Source organism: Micromonospora sp. NPDC049836 (genome assembly GCF_044465125.1).
In the GTDB taxonomy this organism is placed as follows: Bacteria; Actinomycetota; Actinomycetes; order Mycobacteriales; family Micromonosporaceae; genus Micromonospora.
This window is the reverse complement of record NZ_JBITLH010000008.1, coordinates 160,944-178,464: the sequence shown is the minus strand read 5'-3', so window position 1 is coordinate 178,464 and position 17,521 is coordinate 160,944. Positions and strand designations below refer to the sequence as shown.

Below are 17,521 nucleotides of genomic sequence, written 5' to 3'. Positions count from 1 at the left end.
CGGCCCCGGTCGGGCGGCCCGGCCGGCGGATCTCACCGCCAGGTCTCCGGGTCGGTCAGGTCCTTCGGCACCTGCGCCCCGGCCAGCACGGTCGTCGCCTCGGCCTCGGTGAAGCCGGGGCCCTCGGGCGGTTCCGTCCCGGGGTACGGCCAACCGAAGTCGGCGGTCAGGTGGGCCCGCGGGATGTCGAGCCGGTCCAGCTTCGTCCCGTCCGGGTACAGGTAGGCGGGGTGCCCGGCCACGGTGCGGTTGCCCTGGTCCCGCGTGATCGCGATCTCCGACCCGTAGACCAACCGCACCCACATCGTCGCCGACGGCTCGCGGACGAGGGTCAGCTCGACGTTGAGGCCCTTCGGGAACGCCGTGACCTCGACGGAGCAGGTGGCCACCCTCGTGCCCTCGGGCAGCTTCGTCAGCCGCAGCGGACCCGCACACCGGCGTGCCTCGTTCCAGCGGACGGCCTCCACGGCCGCGGACAGCGCGCCCTGGTCGCCGCCGAGCGTGCTGGCCCGGGCGTACAGGCCGGGGACGGGCTCCCAGGCCTTGAGCAGCCCGCCGGAGGTGCCCGGGACCGGCCGTATGGTGCCGTCGACGGCGGCCCCGGTCGCCACCGCCTGGGCGGGGAAACCGTCGATCGGCATTTCCTTGATCACCTGGGCGGAGTGGGACACCTCGACCAGGATCGGCTGCCCGCCCCCGACGCTGAACCGGATCGACTCGACCTGGGGCGCTCCGTACACCGCCCAGCGCAGGTACCGGGCCCGGCCGGGGTCCAGCCCGAAGTGCAGTGTCGACGGGTCGGAGCCGACCAGGTCGGGGCGCTCGGCCGCGCCGGGCACCCCGTCGGCGCGGGGCGGCACCGGCGCGGCGACGGTCGGCGTGGACGCCACCCAGGGCAGCCGCCCGGACAGCCCACCGAGGTCCGTACTGGTCACCCCGACGAAGCCGAGCACCCCGACCAGGGCCAGGGCGGTGCCGGTGGCGGCCCGTCGGCGTACCTGCCGACGCCGGCCGAGGGTGCGGGACGCCCTCAGCAGCCGGTGGGTGTCGGTCTCCCCCTCGGCGTGCTCCCGCAGCACCGAGGTGATCCGCTGGTCGAGGTCGGTCACGGCCGGCTCCCGTTGGTCGTCGGGACGCCGCAGCGCTCCCGAAGGTGGGCGAGCGCCCGCATCGCGTGGGTGCGGACGGTGACCGGCGAGCAGTCGAGGATCTGGGCGATGGTGGCGTCGTCCAGGTCCTCGTAGTAGCGCAGCACCAGCACGGCGCGCTGGCGGTCGGGCAGCGCGAGGATCAGCCGCCACATCGCGTCCCGGTCGGCCGCCTCCCTGCCGAGGTCGCCCCGGTGGGCCCGCTCGGCGAAGCTGTCCACGGCCAGCTCGCGGCTGGACCGCCGCCGCCACCAGGACCGGTTGGCGTTGATCAGCATCCGGCGCACGTACACGTCGGGCCGGTCGGCCCGGACGATCTTCCGCCAGTGCACGTACGCGCTGGCCAGCACGTCCTGGGTCAGGTCCTCGGCGCGGTGCTCGTCGCCGGTCAGCAGCCGGGCCAGGCGCAACAGGGCCGGGCCGCGGCTGCCGACGTACTCCTCGAAGGTCACACCCTCAAGACGCGGTCACCGGAGGCCGGTGTTGACCCGGATCAGCGATTGGTGTGGTCGCGGAACCCGCGGCCGCTCTTGCGGCCCAGGTAACCCGCGGTGACCAGGTGCTCCAGCAGCGGCGCGGGGGCGAACCCGGGCTCGCGCAGCTCCAGGTAGAGCTCCCGCTGGATGGCCAGCGAGACGTCCAGCCCGACCACGTCCAGCAGCTGGAACGGGCCCATCGGGTAGCCGCAGCCGAGCTTCATCGCGTGGTCGATGTCGTCGGCCGTCGAGTAGCTGGCCTCCAGCATCTTCACCGCGTCGTTGAGGTACGGGAAGAGCAGCGCGTTGACGATGAAGCCGGACCGGTCGCCGCAGACCACGCCGGTCTTGCCGAGACCCGCGCAGACCGCCCGGGCGGTGGCCGTGGTCTCCGCCGAGGTGCGGATGGTCTGCACGATCTCCACCAGCGGCATGATCGGCGCCGGGTTGAAGAAGTGCAGTCCGATCACGTCGGCCGGGCGGTGGGTGGCCATCGCCACGTCGATCACCGGCAGCGACGAGGTGGTGGTGGCCAGCACGACGCCCGGCTTGCAGATCTCGTCGAGGCTGGCGAACAGGGCCTTCTTGACGCTCAGCTCCTCGACCACCGCCTCCACCACGAGGTCGACGTCGACCAGGTGCTCCAGGGTCGCCGACCAGGTGACCCGGCCCAGCGCCGCGTCCCGGTCCGCCTCGCTGAGCTTGCCCCGCACCACGCCCTTGTTCAGCGAGGTCTTCACCGCCTCGCAGACCTTCGCGGACTTCTCCGCGCCCCGGGTCACCGAGACGACCTCGTACCCGGCCTTGGCGAAGACCTCGATGATGCCGGTGGCCATGGTGCCGGAGCCGACCACGCCGACCTTCGCGATGGCCCGGGCGCCGTCGGCCAGCGCGGCGCCCGTGCTCACCGGCGTCTGCTCGTCGGGTACGACCACCGGGGAGCCCGGCCGCTCGTAGGTGTAGAAGCCGCGGCCGGACTTCCGGCCGAGCAGCCCGGCGGTGACCATCTGCTTGATCAGCGGCACCGGGGCGTGCCGGCGGTCCCGGCCGCCGCGCCGGTACATGGTGTCCAGGATCTCGTACGCGGTGTCCAGGCCGATCAGGTCCATCAGCGCGAGCGGGCCCATCGGCAGGCCACAACCCAGCTTCATGGCGGCGTCGATGTCCTCGCGGGTGGCGTACCGCGCCTCGAACATGCTCACCGCGTGGTTCAGGTAGCCGAAGAGCAGCGCGTTGGCGATGAAGCCGGCCCGGTCGCTGATGGTCACGTCGACCTTGCCGAGCCGCTCGCAGAGCGCCTCCACGTCGGCCACCACGTCCGCCGAGGTGACCACGGTGCGGACCACCTCGACCAGCTTCATCACCGGCGCCGGGTTGAAGAAGTGGATGCCGATCACCTGGTTGGGGCGGGTGGTGGCCACGGAGATCTCGGTGACGCTCAGGGACGAGGTGTTGGTGGCGAGGATCGCCTCGGGCTTGCAGACCCGGTCCAGCTCGGCGAAGATCCGCTGCTTCAGATCCAGGTGCTCGGGGACCGCCTCGACGACCAGGTCCACCGAGTGCAGCGCGTCCAGCCCGACCTGGAAGTCGACCCGGCTCAGCAGCGCGTCCCGGTCCGCCTCGGCCAGCTTGCCCTTGGCCACGGCGCGGTCCGTCGAGCCGGTCAGGGTGGCCCGGCCGCGCTCCAGGGCGGTCGGGGAGATCTCCACCGCCACCACGTCGATGCCGTTACGGGCGAACACCTCGACGATGCCGGCACCCATGGTGCCCAGACCCACCACACCCACACTGGTGAACTCGCGCGCCACGACCGGCCTCCCCTGGTTGACTCCGCCGCTGTCGACATGAACGGCCGCTAAGGTTATGCGCCGGAGTCTGCCACGTGACGCTGTGTTGTCGAGACGCGGTGGGATATTTCACGCACCACGCCTCACCCGGCGGCCTTCTCCCCGGCCAGCGCCAGCAGCTCGGCGACGAACTCGGCCGGCCGCTCCAGGTGCGGGCTGTGCCCGCAGCCCGGCAGCACCACCTCCCGGTACGTCCCGCCGGCCGCCGCGTACCGGTCCAGCACCGCCCGGGTCTGCCCGACCATCGGCTGCGGCGGGCACTCCCGCGCGCCCGGCCAGCCGGGCAGCACGCCGAGCTGACCGAGGTACGCCAGGTCGAACAGCGAGGTGTCCGAGACGATCACGTCGGCGTCGCCGCGTACCCAGGTCACCGGCGGCTTGGCCGCGACGGCGACCAGTTCGTCGGCGAGCCGGAAGTGGGCCGGGGCCAGCGCGTTGAGCACGCCGCGCCGCCCCGCCGCGGTGCCCGGCCAGTGCGCCGAGGTGACCGCCGTGCCCGGGTAGTTGTCGTCCCCGGTGGCGGTGGTCAGCATGCTCTCCAGCAGCAGGTCCTCGTCCGCGCCCAGCGACGCCGGGTCGGCCACGTACGCCGAGCGCAGCACGTTCCGCGGGCTGGTCGGGCCGTCCACGCCCCGGTCCTGCGCGGCGAGGCGGGCCACGAAGTCCGCGTTCGCGCCGCCCGCACCGGTGCCGGCGAAGTCGGGCGTGGTCGGCGTGCCGTCGAGGTCGCGGGTGCCGCCGAAGCCGTACGGCGAGACCGGCGCCTCCAGCAGCAGCCCGGCGACCCGCTCCGGCTGGTCGACGAGCAGCCGCATGGCCACGCCGCCGCCGAGCGAGTGCCCCACCACCACCGGCCGGGCGCCGGGCCGGAACAGCCCGGGTACGTCGAGCAGGGCGGCCACGTCGTCGGCGAAGTCGGTCAGGCCGCGGGTGGCGTCCACCGGGGCGCGGTCGGTCTCGCCGTACCCGCGCAGGTCCGGCGCGACCACCCGGAGAGTGTCCGGCAGCCGGCACAGCAGCGGCTCCCAGAACGCCGACGACGAGACGTTGCCGTGCACGAGCAGCACCGGCACGCCGTCCGGCCGGCCGGCCACCCGGACCGCCTGGGTGATGTCGTTGGCCTGGACCGTCTGCCGTGCGCTCTCCATCCGCGCATGCTGGCACGCCGGCCCGGCCCCGGCCATGTGCCGGACCCCCACCCCGGACGGCCGGCGGGTGTGGCGCGCCGCCCCGGTCAGCCGTTGAGATCGGCCGCGAGCGGCACGGCGTCGCCGCGCGGCGCGACCGGCTCGGTCGCCTCCACCGCCCGGCGCTGTGCCGGCACCGGCAGCGGCAGGGTGGGCCGGTGGTCGCGGCGCGGCAGCCCGAAGTGCAGCCCCACCGGGTCGGTCCGGGCCACCCCCGGGTCGAAGAAGCGCAACTCGGTGCGGCCGAGCCGGACCAGGTCACCGTCGGCGAGGTGGATCGTGCCGGCGATCCGCTGGTCGTTGCGCCAGCTGCCGTTGGTGGAGCCGAGGTCGGTCAGCGCGACCCCCTCGGCGGTGAGCTGGACCGTGGCGTGCCGGCGGCTGAGGTGCGGGTCGGCCAGCACGATATCGACGGTCGGCGCGCGGCCGATCACCTGCGGGTCCCACCGGACCCGGAAGCTCAGCCCGCGCATCGCTCCCGCCGCCACGGTCAACAGCGGCATCAACTCCGGGTGCTCCTCCATGGACTTCTCGCCCTCCACCCCCACGATCGCCCTCGCGCCAGCGTGCCACCTCACCGTATCGGTCTCCACCGCCGCCCGGTCAGGCCGATGACCCCGGGTAGTCACCTCCCGTTCGCCGTTCGGGCGGGCGCCCGCGGTGCGCCGGCCCGCTCCCGGACCCCGGCTCCGGCGGCGCCGCCGACACCTACCGGTGAGTAGGGCTCAGGTCTAGACTTCGGCCATGACGGCTGTGCATGTCCCGGGCGCCCCCACCATCTCCGCCGGCGACCTGATCTCCACCAGCCCGGCGACCGGCGCGGAGGCCGGCCGGTTCCCGGTGGCGACCGAGGCGGACGTGCGCGAGGCGGTGCAGCGCGCCCGGACGGCCGGCGAGTGGTGGGCCGGGCTCGGCTTCACCGGCCGCCGGGAGCGGCTGCTGCGCTGGCGGGGTGTGCTCGCCCGCCGGATCGAGGAGCTGGCCGAGCTGGTGCACACCGAGGGCGGCAAGCCCGTCGGGGACGCCGTCGTCGAGATCCTCACCGCCCTGGAACACATCGACTGGGCCGCCCGCAACGCCCGGCGCGTGCTCGGGCCCCGCCGGGTCCGCACCCGGCTGATCCTCGCCGAGTTCACCGGCCACCTCGAATACCAGCCGTACGGGGTGGTCGGCGTGATCGGGCCGTGGAACTACCCCGTCTTCACCCCGATCGGCTCCGCCGCGTACGCCCTGGCCGCCGGCAACGCCGTGGTCTTCAAGCCGAGCGAGTACACCCCCGCCGTCGGGCAGTGGCTGGTGGACCGCTTCGCCGAGGTGGTGCCCGAGCAGCCGGTCTTCCAGGCGGTGCACGGCCTCGGCGACGTGGGCGCCGCGCTCTGCCGCTCCGGGGTGGCCAAGCTGGCCTTCACCGGCTCCACCGCCACCGCCCGGAAGGTCATGGCCGCCTGCGCCGAGACGCTCACGCCGGTGCTGCTGGAGGCCGGCGGCAAGGACGCGATGATCGTCGACGCCGACGCCGACCTGGACGCCGCCGCCGAGGCGTGCGTCTGGGGGGCGTTGACCAACGCCGGCCAGACCTGCATCGGCATCGAGCGGGTCTACGCCGTCGACCAGGTCTTCGACGCCTTCGTCGACCGGGTGGTGACGAAGGCCGGCCGGCTCACCGTGGGCCCCGACGGCGCGGACATCGGCCCGATCACCATGCCCTCGCAGGTCGACGTCATCCGCCGGCACATCGAGGACGCCGTCGCCCGCGGCGGCCGGGCGGTGCTCGGCGGCCCCGACGCGGTCCAGCCGCCGTACGTCCACCCGACCGTGCTCGTCGACGTGCCGGAGGACTCCGCCGCCGTACGGGAGGAGACCTTCGGCCCGACGGTGACCGTCAACCGGGTCCGCGACGTGGACGAGGCCGTCGAACGGGCCAACGCGCTGCCGTACGGCCTGGGCGGTTCGGTCTTCGGCCGCAAGCGGGCGGTGGCCGTCGCGCGGCGGCTGCGCTCCGGGATGGCGGCGGTCAACTCGACCCTCACCTTCGCCGGGATGTCCACCCTGCCGTTCGGCGGGGTCGGCGAATCCGGCTTCGGCCGCATCCACGGCGAGGACGGGCTGCGCGAGTTCGGCCGGGCCAAGTCCGTCACCCGCCGCCGGGCCCGCTCGCTGCTGCCGTCGATGACCTTCGAGCGCACCCCGACGGACGTCGCCCGCCTGGTCAAGGTCGCCAAGCTGATGTACGGCCGGGGCCGCTGACGCCGCCAGCCGCGCGGCTCAGCCCGTCGCCCTCGACGGCGGGCTCAGTTCGTCGCCCTCGTTGGCGGGCTCAGAAGAGGGTCAGCTCGTCGCGCTCGATGCCGCGCAGCTTGTCGTAGTCGACCACCACGCAGCGGATGCCCCGGTCCGTGGCGAGCACCCTCGCCTGCGGCTTGATCTCCTGCGCGGCGAAGACGCCGGCGACCGGGGCGAGCAGCGGATCCCGGTTCATCAGCTCCAGGTAGCGGGTCAACTGCTCCACGCCGTCGATCTCGCCGCGCCGCTTCACCTCGACCGCGACCGCGCCCTGGTTGGCGTCCCGGCAGAGCAGGTCCACCGGCCCGATCGCGGTCATGTACTCCCGCCGGACCAGGGTGAAGCCCTCACCGAGCGTCTGCGGGTTGGCGGCCAGCAGCTCCTGCAGGTGCGCCTCCACGCCGTCCTTGCGCAGGCCCGGGTCCACCCCCAGCTCGTACGAGGTGTCCTGGAAGATCTCCTCCAGGGTGATCCGCAGCTCCTCGCCGGCCTTGTTGACCACCCGCCACACCCCGGGGGCCTCCTCCAGCCGGCACGGCGGGCTCATCCAGTTCAACGGCTTGTACGCCCGGTCGTCCGCGTGGATCGACACCGAGCCGTCCGCCTTCACCATGAGCAGGCGAGTGGCCAGCGGCAGGTGTGCCGAGAGCCGTCCGACGTAGTCCACCGAGCACTTCGCAATCACCAACCGCACCCGACGAGGGTAGCCGAGCACCCGACCACCGCCGACGAGCGCCACTGGCGTACCGGTGCCATATTGAGATCGTGCTCGAAGTCCTCACCGGTTCCGGTCTCGCCGCTTCCGCCGGCCTGAACGCCTACATCCCGCTGCTGCTGATGGGTCTGCTGGCGCGCTACACCGACCTGGTCGACCTGCCCAGCGGCTGGCAGTGGCTGGGCAACGGGTGGGTCGTCCTGATCCTCGCCGTGCTGCTCGCCGTCGAGGTGGTCGCCGACAAGGTCCCGGTCCTGGACCACGCCAACGACGTGGTGCAGACCCTCGTCCGGCCGACCGCCGGCGGTCTGGCCTTCGGCGCCGGCTCCAGCTCCGAGACCGTGACGGTCAGCGACCCGGACACCTTCTTCTCCTCCCACCAGTGGGTGCCGGTCGTGGTCGGCGTGCTGATCGCGCTCGGCGTGCACCTGCTCAAGGCCGCCGCCCGCCCGGTCATCAACGCGACCACCGCCGGCTTCGGCGCCCCGATCGCCAGCACCGCCGAGGACGCCACCAGCGCGGTGATGTCCGTGGTGGCGATCCTGCTGCCGGTGCTGGTCCTGGTCTTCCTGCTCGGCTTCGTGTGGTTCCTCTTCTGGTTCCTGCGCCGCCGCCGGGATCGGCGACGCGAGCGCGCCGCGGCGCGGGCCGCAGGGTTCCGGGTCTGATCGGCCCCTGCCGCCGGCAGCTGAATACTGCGCGGGCCGCAGGGTTCGAGGGCTGATCGGCTCCTGCCGTTGGCAGCTGACTACGGCAGCGGGCCCTGCACGTGAAGACGCCGCTGGCCGGCACCCGGTTCGGGGTGCCGGCCAGCGGCAGTCACGTTCCTGAACTTGTCAGCTCCCGCGCTTGGTGGTTGGTGCTTGTGGTCAGCTGTTCCAGTGCTGGGCGACGATGTCGGCGGCCTGCTGCTCCCACTGGGCGTAGGCATCCGGGTAGGCCGAGACCTGCACGGTCTGCGCGGCCTCGGTCAGCGGCATGTCCTGCCAGCCGTCGACCTGCTTCAGACCCTTCTCGAACGCCAGCGTCGCGTACTCCGGGTTCGTGATCTGCTCCGGCGTGCCCCAACCCGAACTCGGGCGCTGCTGGAACAGGCCCAGCGAGTCATGGTCGTTCTTGTCGCCGAGGTGGCCCAGGTTCTCCAGCTTCGACTCCTGCAGACTCGTGGCGATGGAGATCACCGCGGCCCGCTCCGGCAGACCCGCCTTCTTGGTGGCGGCGATGATCGCCTTGGCGTTGGCGGTCTGCTCATCGGACAGGTCGATACGCGACTGGGCGCCCTGCACACCGTGCGGAATCAGCTTGCCCTTGTCGACGCCGGGCTTGTCGGCCTGCACGGCCGCGACCGGCTTCGCCTGCATGGTCGGGGTGTCGGCGTGGGCGGCGATCGGACCGGCGAACACACCACCGGTGAACGCCAGACCAGCAATACCCAGCACGCTCTTACGCAGCATCGTGTTCATGACAAAGCTCCATTCGGGGGTCGGCGCACACACCGGCGGGGGACCGGTGAGGCGTGCGCAAGCACCGTCAGGCGCTCAAAGAAGGCGACGCGATACACGCGCACACCCACAGGGGGAAAATCTCCGGGATCCTCGCGCGGCAGGCGCGCACCCACGGAGGGGGAAAGTCTTAGGGGATCATCCCAGCCGCGGGGCGGGGGCCTCTTCGCGGCGCCGGGACCATGTGTAACGACCACCGGCCCACCATCATTCCCGGGGGCCCGACACCCGTGAAGGGTGCTCTTCCTCGGCCGTTCACCCGGATACAACGACCCCCGGCCCCCAGCCATTCCGGCCCCACGGTGCCGCCGACCACACCCCCGGAACCGGACAGGCCACGCATCGGCGACCAGACAGCACCGGCCTTACGGCCGCCACAAGGGCAATCGTGTCGTGTCCACGGTCTGGCACACCACCCCTCCCCGCCGAAACCGGCACACGGCATGGCCACCGCGCCCCCAGCCCAGGACACACCACCGCAATCGGAATATAAGGGTCGGTCCGGTGGGCTCCGGGCGGAAGAGGCCATGCCCGGGCGGGCCACCATGGGGGCGCGAGACGGGACAGGGCGCGCCGCCCGCCAGTCAAGGGCACCCGACCGCGTGACGCCGACCGAACGACCCTCGCCGCTATGGACAAAAGGCCTAGATTTGTGGCAAACATCCCAGAGGAGGGCCGGAGAGATGACCGCGTCGATGGAGATGCCCCGGGTCCAGGAGTGCGCCGTCCGGTCCTGCGCCTACAACCACACCAACGACTGCCACGCGTTCGCCATCACGATCGGCAGCAGCGACCACGCCCACTGCCACACCTTCATCGAGATGCCGATCCGCGGCGGTGTCGAGCAGATGGTCGCCCAGGTGGGTGCCTGCCAGCGGGCCGACTGCCAGCACAACTCGGACCTGGAGTGCCACGCGCCGGCGATCACGGTCGGCCCGGACATGGACCTGGCGGACTGCCAGACGTACGTGAGCCGCTGACCGGGGACCGGGCCGGGACCTCCGCTGGAGGCCAAGCGGGCCGAGCCAGGTCGGGCGGAGCCAGGCCGGGCAAGGACGCAGGGCGGGCGAGGACCCAGGGCGGGGACGTGCCTCACTCCAGGGCGTTGGCCTGGCGGATCACGGTGACCAGTTCGTCGATGATGCCGGTCAGCGCGAAGTCCTTCGGGGTGAAGACCCGGGCCACCCCGGCGGTCCGCAGCACCTCGGCGTCCCCGGCGGGGATGATCCCGCCGACCACCACCGGCAGGTCGCCGCGCCCGGCGGCGCGCAGCCCGTCCAGCACGGCGGGTACGGCGGCCAGGTGCGAGCCGGAGAGCACGGAGAGGCCGACCAGGTCCACGTCCTCCTCGACGGCGGCCGCCACGATCTGCCCGGCGGTGAGCCGGATGCCCTGGTAGACGACCTCGAAGCCGGCGTCGCGGGCGCGTACCGCGATCTGCTCGGCGCCGTTGGAGTGCCCGTCCAGGCCGGGCTTGCCGACGAGCAGCCGCAGCCGGCCGCTGCCCAGTTCCCGGGCGGTGGCGGCGACCCGCTCCCGGACCGAGGCGAGCCGGGCATCGCCGCCGGCACCGGCCGCGCCGGAGAGGCCGGTCGGGGCCCGGTACTCGCCGAACACCTGACGCAGCGCGCCGGCCCACTCCCCCGTGGTCACCCCGGCCCGCACGCATTCGAGCGTGGCGGCCATCAGGTTCGTGGTGGTCGCGGCGTCCGCGCGGAGCCGGGCCAGTGCCGCGTCCACGGCCGCCGCGTCCCGGTCCGCCCGCCACTCGCGTACGGCGGTGGCGGCGGCCGCCTCGACGGCGGGATCGACCTGCTCGATGGCCTCGGCGCCGGCCGTGGTCAGCGGCGACGGCTCGGTCTCGGTGAACCGGTTGACGCCGATCACCACGTCGGCACCGGACTCCATCCGCCGGCGCCGCTCGGCGAGCGAGGCGACCAGCGCGCTCTTCAGGTAGCCGGATTCCACGGCGGTCACCACGCCGCCCATCTCCAGCACCTTGTCCAGCTCGACGCGGGCGCCGGTCACGATGTCGTCGACCAGCGCGGTCATCACGTGCGAGCCCTCGAACAGGTCCGGATATTCCAGCAGGTCCGACTCGTACGCGAGCACCTGCTGCATGCGCAGCGACCACTGCTGGTCCCAGGGGCGGGGCAGGCCGAGCGCCTCGTTCCAGGCGGGTAGCTGCACGGCGCGGGCCCGGGCGTCCCGGGAGAGCGTGACGCCGAGCATCTCCAGCACGATGCGCTGGATGTTGTTCTCCGGCTGGGCCTCGGTGAGGCCGAGCGAGTTGACCTGGACGCCGTAGCGGAAGCGGCGCTGCTTCGGGTTCTCGACGCCGTACCGGTCGCGGGTGATCTCGTCCCAGAGCGCGCCGAACGCGCGCATTTTGGCGATCTCCTCGACGAAGCGCACGCCGGCGTTGACGAAGAAGGAGATCCGCTGGACCACGTCGCCCATCCGCTCGGCCGGCACCTGGCCGGAGTCGCGCACCGCGTCGAGCACGGCGACGGCAGTGGCCAGGGCGAAGCCGACCTCCTGCACCGGCGTGGCGCCGGCCTCCTGGAGGTGGTACGAGCAGATGTTGACCGGGTTCCACCTCGGCATCTCGCGCAGCGTGTACGCGATGACGTCGGCGGTGAGCCGCAGCGACGCGGCCGGCGGGAAGATGTACGTCCCCCGGGACAGGTATTCCTTGATGATGTCGTTCTGCGTGGTGCCGGCGCAGCGGCTCAGCTCCGCACCCTGCTCGGCGGCGACCGTGCCGTAGAGGCCGAGCAGCCACATGGCGGGCGCGTTGATGGTCATCGAGGTGTTCATCTCGGCGAGCGGGATGCCGTCGACGAGGGCCCGCATGTCGCCGAGGTGGGCCACCGGCACGCCCACCCGGCCCACCTCGCCGGCGGCGAGTTCGTGGTCCGGGTCGTACCCGGTCTGGGTGGGCAGGTCGAAGGCGACCGACAGGCCGGTCTGTCCCTTCGCCAGGTTGCGGCGGAAGAGCGCGTTGGTGGCCGCGGCGGAGGAGTGCCCGGCGTACGTGCGCATCACCCACGGGCGGTCCCGCTCGGGCAGTCGTCCCGGCATCGCGTCGTCCATGGCCGGAGTTTAAGTTACCGTTCAGTAAAAGAGAGTGTGGAAAACCACACAACCCGATGTCCGCACCGGTGGGCCGGCGTGCGGCCGGCCCACCGTACGGCTCACTCGCTGCGGGCGGTCTCCGGGCCGGTGATCCGTTCCAGCAGTGGCAGGGTGGCGGCGATGACCGCGAGGCAGCCCAGGACGCCCAGGGCCACCACCCCGGCGAACCCGATCCCCGGTACGCGCAGGTCGTAGTCCATCTGCGCGCGCAGGAACAGCTGCGCGGCGAGCAGTCCCATCCCGACCGCCACCACGGTGACGGTCAGCAGCGGCACCGTGCTCTCCAGGGCCACCACCCGGCGCAGCAGCCGCATCGGGGCGCCGCTGAGCCGGAGCAGGCTGAACGGCCGTCTGCGTTCGCTGAGGCCGGCCGCCACGGCCACGGCCAGGCTGCATCCGGCGAGCGCGAGACCGGCCACCACCACGATGTCGGCCAGCCGCTGCCAGCCCCGCATGGTGTCGGCGAAGTCGGCCTCGAAGTCGCCGGGCACGTTCGGCGCCACGAAGAAGGCCGGGAACGCGGCTTCGAGGACCGTCCGGGCCCGCTCCACGGCAACCGGGTTCGCCGCCTCGACCAGCACCGAACCGGCGGGCAGCCCCGCGAGGTCGGCCGGGTCCACCGGGGAGGACGGCCAGACCCGGTCGGCCGAGGCGGACTCCCGCCACGGGACCAGGTCCGGCGGCACCTCCGCGACGCGCGCCCCGGCGGCGCACCGCCCGAACGCGGGCGGGATGTCCGCGCAGGCGATCACTCCGGAGTCGCGGTCGTTGGCGCGTACCGGGTTCTCCCGGATGAGCACCGGGTGGCGCACGCCGGGGACCGCGGCCAGGTCGGCCAGCAGCGTGCCGGGCACCGGCGGGTCGTCCGCCAGCACCATCGACAGCCGGCCGGCGTCCAGGGAACCTCGGGGCGCCGGACCGCGCTCGTGCGCGATCGTCCCCATCACGCCCACGGCCACCGTCGTGACGAACAGCGCCAGCATCACCCCGCTCACTGCCCGGAACCCGGCGGCCGGGTTGTCGGCGAGCCGGCGCGCGGCGATCAGCGCGGCCGGCCGGCTGGCCCGGGCGGCCATCGCCCGGGCGCCGACCATGGTCAGCCACGGGCCGCCGGTGATCAGCCCGACCATGACCAGCAGCAGGGCGGGCAGGAACAGCGCGGTCTGGCCGTCCGACGTGGGCGGTCGGTACACCAGGGCGAAGCCCAGCCCGGCCAGGCCGAGCGCGAGCGGGATCAGCCGGTACACCCGGGGCGGTCGCGGCGTGACCCGGCGGGTGACACCGAGCGGGGAGATCCGGACCCGGCGCAGGGCGATCCAGGCCGCGGCCGCCGCGCCCGCCGGCACGCCGAGCGCCACCACGAGGACCTCCGGCGCGCCGAGGGTCATGTCTCCGGGGAAGAACGGCATGCCGGTGAACGGAATGCCGGCGAGCTGCCCACGGAACGCGAAGAACCCCGCGAAGCCGGCCGCCGCGCCGGCCGCCGCCGCGAGCGCGGCCTCGACCGCCGCGACCGCCGAGATCTGCCGGGGCGTGGCCCCGACCAGCCGCATGGCCGCGAACCGTTGCTCCCGGCGGGCGGCGCCGAGCCGGGTCGCCGTGCCGATGAAGACGAGGACGGGAAACAGCAGCCCGCCGGCGACCACGCCGAGGATGAGGTCGACCGCCGCCCTCGGCAGCGGAGCCCGGTTGTCGTCGAGCCGGGTGACCTTCCTGACCTGGTCCAGCTTCCCGACCTGCTCCGGGGTGCCGCCCACCAGGACGAGCAGGGTGTCCGGCGAGGTGAGCGCCGCCGGTCCGACCTCGCCGAGGTCCCGGCCCGGGTAGCGGTCGGCGAGCTGGTCGGCGGGCGTGGTGGCCAGCAGCTTCCGCAACGCCGGGGAGGCGTAGAACTCGCCGGGCCCCGGCGTGCGGGGCACGCCGATCGGCGTGGACGCGTCCGGGCCGGTGGCGGCGACGTCGACGCGGATGATCTGATCGCCCCGGAAGTAGTCGGTCCGGGTGGACCACAGCAGCGGGTCGGCGGACCCGCCCGCCGTCTCCTGCGGGTACATCGACGCGTAGCGGGTGAGCTGGGTGTCGGCGGCGTGCACACCGGCGAGCGTGGTGAGCAGCAGCCCGGTGCCGACCGCGACGGCGGCGGCGATGGCGAGCAGCCGGACCAGCGCCTCCCGGCCGCCGGCGACGGCGAGCCGGAGCGCGAGCCCGATCACGAGGCCACCCCGGCGGGGACGCTGACCCGGCCGTCCCGCACCATGACCTCCCGGTCGGCGTACGCGGCGATGCGCGCCTCGTGGGTCACCAGGACGACTGTGGTGCCGCGCTCGCGGGCGGCCTCGACCAGCAGCGTCATCACCTCCTCGCCGGTGAGCGAGTCGAGCGCGCCGGTGGGCTCGTCGGCGAACAGCACCCGCGGCTCGGCGACCAGGCCGCGCGCGAGGGCGACCCGCTGGGCCTGCCCGCCGGACAGTTCGCCGGAGCGGCGGTGCTCCAGGCCGGCCAGGCCGAGCCGCTCGAACCAGCCCCGCGCGGTGTGCAGCGCCGGCGTGCGGCGGACACCGCGCAGCAGCAGCGGCAGCGCCACGTTCTCGGCCGCGGTGAGTTCCGGCACGAGCTGGCCGAACTGGAAGACGAAGCCGAAGCGGTCGCGGCGCAGCGCGCTGCGGTCGGCCTCGCCGAGCGTGTCGATGCGCGTGCCGTCGAACCGGACCTCACCGTCGTCGGGGCGCAGGATGCCGGCCAGGCAGTGCAGCAACGTCGACTTGCCCGAGCCGCTCGGTCCCATCACGGCGACGATCTCGCCGGCCGCCACGGCGAGGCTCGCGCCGCGCAGCGCGGGGGTCTCGCCGAACGCGTACGTGACATCGCGGGCCTCGATCATCGGGGTCATGGCCGTACCGCCTTTCGCAGGGCGTCCAGTCGGGCGTCGGTCGTCTCGATCCACCGCAGGTCCGCCTCCAGGTGGTAGAGACCGTGGTCGGCGAGCATCACGTCGACGAGTTCGCCGGTGCGCTTGATCTCGGTGAGCTCGCGCATCCGGCGCAGGTGGGCGGCGCGCTGGCTGTCCAGGTACTCCGCGGCCGGGCGGTCGAGCATCAGCGCCAGCACGACCTTGGTGAACAGCAGGGTCTGCAGGTGCGGCTCCGGTTCGACCGGCTCGGCCAGCCAGTGCTCCACCTCGGTGGCGCCCAGGTCGGTGATGACGTAGCGCTTGCGGTCCGGTCCGGCGCCGGGCGCGACGTCGCCGACCACCACCTTGCCGTCCCGGGCCAGCCGGCTCAGCGTCGAGTAGACCTGCCCGTACGGCAGCGGCTTGCCGCGCCCGAAGAAGGTGTCGTAGTCGCGCTTGAGGTCGTAGCCGTGGCTCGGTTCGCGTTCGAGCAGCCCGAGCAGGGTCAGGGGAACCGTCATGAGCAGAGACTACACCGAGTGTATACCTCGCGTATATAGCTGACCCGACAGTGGACCTGGCGACCGCACGACGCACACTTGACGGCATGGAGAACGAGCTCGCGATTTCCGTGCGAGGGCTGCGCAAGGCGTACGGCGACAACGTCGCCGTGGCCGGGGTGGACCTGGACGTCCACCGGGGCGAGGTGTTCGCCCTGCTCGGCCCGAACGGCGCCGGCAAGACCACCACGGTGGAGATCCTGGAGGGCTACCGCCAGCGCGACGCCGGAGAGGTACGCGTACTCGGCGCCGACCCGGCCCACCCCGACGCCGGCTGGCGCTCCCGGGTCGGCATCGTGCTCCAGGGCACCGGGGAGTTCGACGAGCTGACCGTGGGCGAGGTCGTCCGGCACTTCTCCGGCTTCTACGCCGACGCGGACGACCCGGACAAGGTCATCGAACGGGTCGGGCTCGGCGCCAAGGCGAAGGCCCGCACGCACACCCTCTCCGGCGGGCAGAAGCGCCGGCTGGACGTGGCGCTGGGCATCATCGGCCGTCCCGAGCTGCTCTTCCTCGACGAGCCGACCACCGGCTTCGACCCGGAGGCGCGGCGCGAGTTCTGGGAGCTGATCCGGGACCTGGCCGCCGCCGGCACCACCATCGTGCTCACCACGCACTACCTGGACGAGGCCGAGGCGCTCGCCGACCGGGTGGGCGTGATCGCCGCCGGGCGGGTGATCGAGGTCGCGCCGCCCAGCGCGCTCGGCAACCGGCAGGAGTCGCTCGCGACGGTCTCCTGGCGTACCCCGGACGGGACGCCGGAGCGCGCGGAGACCGCGACGCCGACGGCGCTCGTGGCGGAACTGGCCGCGCGCTTCGGCGGCGAGGTGCCCGGCCTGACCGTGACCCGGCCGACCCTGGAAGACGTCTACCTGACGATGATCGGACACTCATGACGACCACGACGAAGCCGGCGACGCCCGTCGCCGACGCCGCGCCGGGCCGGCGGCCCGGCAGTGGCACCCTGGCCCTGCGGCAGGGGCGGTTGGAGATCACCCAGTTCCTGCGCAGCCGGGAGTCCGTCGTCTTCACGATGGGCTTCCCGATCATCATGATTCTGATCTTCGCGTCGATCTTCGGCGGGACGATCGGCAACGGGGTCAAGTTCACCCAGTACTTCATCACCGGCATGATCGCGACCGGCCTGATGACGGTGAGCTTCCAGAACCTCGGCATCTGGATCCCGATCGAGCGGGACCGGGGCGTGCTCAAGCGCTACCGGGGCACCCCGATGCCGAAGTGGGTCTGGTTCGCCGGCAAGGTGATCATGGTGGTGGCGATCGGCATCGCGGAGACCGCGCTGCTGCTCGTCGTGGCCGTGCTGCTGTTCGACCTGAAGCTGCCGGGCACCGCCGCGAAGTGGGCGACCTTCGGGTGGGTCGCCGCGCTCGGCGTCACCGCCTGCACCCTGTGCGGCATCGCCATCTCCTCGCTGGCCCGCACCGCGCGCAGCGGTTCCGCCGTGGTCACCCCGGTCTCGCTGGTGCTCCAGTTCATCTCCGGGGTGTTCTTCGTCTTCACCAGCCTGCCGACCTGGATGCAGCAGGTCGCCGCGCTCTTCCCGCTGAAGTGGATGTGCCAGGGACTGCGCGCGGTCTTCCTGCCGGACAGCTTCGGGGCCCAGGAGCCCGGCGGCTCGTTCGAGCTGGGCAAGGTCGCCCTGGTGCTCGGGCTCTGGTGCGTGATCGGCCTGGTGCTCTGCCTGACCACCTTCCGCTGGACCACCAAGCGCGACGGCTGACACCGGAGGGCCCCGGTCCGCGAGGACGTCCCGA

The 17,521-nt window shown here is 73.1% G+C and carries 16 protein-coding genes; 5 read left to right on the top strand and 11 right to left on the bottom strand.

Features of this window, described 5'->3' with window-relative positions; all coding sequences use genetic code 11:
* Window positions 1-32 precede the first annotated feature (32 nt).
* The 5 genes from ACIBPB_RS22175 to ACIBPB_RS22155 form a co-directional block, all read right to left on the bottom strand.
* Window positions 33-1,109 carry a hypothetical protein gene (locus ACIBPB_RS22175; protein ID WP_396841404.1) on the bottom strand — a complete coding sequence of 359 codons (1,077 nt, stop codon included), beginning with the start codon at window positions 1,107-1,109 and terminating at the stop codon, window positions 33-35.
* Entirely contained in the window at window positions 1,106-1,600 is a 495-nt protein-coding gene (locus ACIBPB_RS22170) for a SigE family RNA polymerase sigma factor (protein ID WP_396841403.1), read from the bottom strand. Before ACIBPB_RS22170 ends, ACIBPB_RS22175 begins: the two co-directional genes overlap by 4 nt.
* A 41-nt stretch (window positions 1,601-1,641) precedes the next feature.
* A complete protein-coding gene (locus ACIBPB_RS22165) occupies window positions 1,642-3,432 on the bottom strand; it encodes a 3-hydroxyacyl-CoA dehydrogenase family protein (protein ID WP_396841402.1) in 1,791 nt (596 codons plus the stop codon).
* Window positions 3,433-3,554: 122 nt separating this feature from the next.
* Window positions 3,555-4,619 carry an alpha/beta fold hydrolase gene (locus ACIBPB_RS22160; protein WP_396841401.1) on the bottom strand — a complete coding sequence of 355 codons (1,065 nt, stop codon included), beginning with the start codon at window positions 4,617-4,619 and terminating at the stop codon, window positions 3,555-3,557.
* A gap of 86 nt (window positions 4,620-4,705) precedes the next feature.
* On the bottom strand, window positions 4,706-5,236 hold the full coding sequence (locus ACIBPB_RS22155) for an FHA domain-containing protein (RefSeq protein ID WP_396841400.1): 531 nt from the start codon (window positions 5,234-5,236) through the stop codon (window positions 4,706-4,708).
* A 166-nt stretch (window positions 5,237-5,402) separates the two neighbouring features.
* Here ACIBPB_RS22155 and ACIBPB_RS22150 point away from each other — a divergent pair, with 166 nt between their 5' ends.
* Window positions 5,403-6,905, top strand: coding sequence for an aldehyde dehydrogenase family protein (locus ACIBPB_RS22150; protein ID WP_396841399.1), 1,503 nt, complete (start codon window positions 5,403-5,405; stop codon window positions 6,903-6,905).
* A 70-nt stretch (window positions 6,906-6,975) separates the two neighbouring features.
* Here the strand turns inward: ACIBPB_RS22150 and nucS are convergent, their stop codons facing one another.
* Window positions 6,976-7,635 carry an endonuclease NucS gene (gene nucS / locus ACIBPB_RS22145; protein WP_357318286.1) on the bottom strand — a complete coding sequence of 220 codons (660 nt, stop codon included), beginning with the start codon at window positions 7,633-7,635 and terminating at the stop codon, window positions 6,976-6,978.
* A gap of 71 nt (window positions 7,636-7,706) precedes the next feature.
* Between nucS and ACIBPB_RS22140 the strand changes: the two genes are divergently transcribed.
* A complete protein-coding gene (locus tag ACIBPB_RS22140; RefSeq protein WP_357318283.1) occupies window positions 7,707-8,324 on the top strand; it encodes a DUF4126 domain-containing protein in 618 nt (205 codons plus the stop codon).
* A gap of 201 nt (window positions 8,325-8,525) precedes the next feature.
* On the opposite strand, the gene ACIBPB_RS22135 is transcribed toward ACIBPB_RS22140, so the two are convergent.
* Window positions 8,526-9,119 (bottom strand): hypothetical protein, encoded by a 594-nt coding sequence (locus ACIBPB_RS22135; protein ID WP_396841398.1) that lies wholly within the window; start codon window positions 9,117-9,119, stop codon window positions 8,526-8,528.
* A gap of 722 nt (window positions 9,120-9,841) precedes the next feature.
* On the opposite strand from ACIBPB_RS22135, the gene ACIBPB_RS22130 reads away from it, so the two are divergent.
* Entirely contained in the window at window positions 9,842-10,138 is a 297-nt protein-coding gene (locus ACIBPB_RS22130; RefSeq protein ID WP_357328449.1) for a DUF1540 domain-containing protein, read from the top strand.
* Between the two features lie 112 nt (window positions 10,139-10,250).
* On the opposite strand, the gene ACIBPB_RS22125 is transcribed toward ACIBPB_RS22130, so the two are convergent.
* From ACIBPB_RS22125 to ACIBPB_RS22110, 4 genes are all read right to left on the bottom strand, one after another.
* Window positions 10,251-12,254 (bottom strand): protein meaA, encoded by a 2,004-nt coding sequence (locus ACIBPB_RS22125; RefSeq protein WP_396841397.1) that lies wholly within the window; start codon window positions 12,252-12,254, stop codon window positions 10,251-10,253.
* Window positions 12,255-12,355: 101 nt separating this feature from the next.
* Window positions 12,356-14,509, bottom strand: a complete 2,154-nt coding sequence (locus ACIBPB_RS22120; protein WP_396841396.1) for an FtsX-like permease family protein — start codon at window positions 14,507-14,509, stop codon at window positions 12,356-12,358.
* The gene (locus tag ACIBPB_RS22115) at window positions 14,506-15,186 is read right to left on the bottom strand and encodes an ABC transporter ATP-binding protein (protein WP_396841395.1); all 681 of its coding nucleotides are present in this window, start codon (window positions 15,184-15,186) and stop codon (window positions 14,506-14,508) included. The genes ACIBPB_RS22120 and ACIBPB_RS22115 overlap by 4 nt, the downstream gene beginning before the upstream one ends.
* Window positions 15,183-15,707, bottom strand: a complete 525-nt coding sequence (locus ACIBPB_RS22110) for a PadR family transcriptional regulator (protein WP_396841394.1) — start codon at window positions 15,705-15,707, stop codon at window positions 15,183-15,185. The genes ACIBPB_RS22115 and ACIBPB_RS22110 overlap by 4 nt, the downstream gene beginning before the upstream one ends.
* An 86-nt stretch (window positions 15,708-15,793) precedes the next feature.
* On the opposite strand from ACIBPB_RS22110, the gene ACIBPB_RS22105 reads away from it, so the two are divergent.
* Window positions 15,794-16,642 (top strand): ABC transporter ATP-binding protein, encoded by an 849-nt coding sequence (locus ACIBPB_RS22105; RefSeq protein ID WP_396841393.1) that lies wholly within the window; start codon window positions 15,794-15,796, stop codon window positions 16,640-16,642.
* Window positions 16,639-17,487 (top strand): ABC transporter permease, encoded by an 849-nt coding sequence (locus ACIBPB_RS22100; RefSeq protein WP_396841392.1) that lies wholly within the window; start codon window positions 16,639-16,641, stop codon window positions 17,485-17,487. The genes ACIBPB_RS22105 and ACIBPB_RS22100 overlap by 4 nt, the downstream gene beginning before the upstream one ends.
* Window positions 17,488-17,521: the final 34 nt, after the last annotated feature.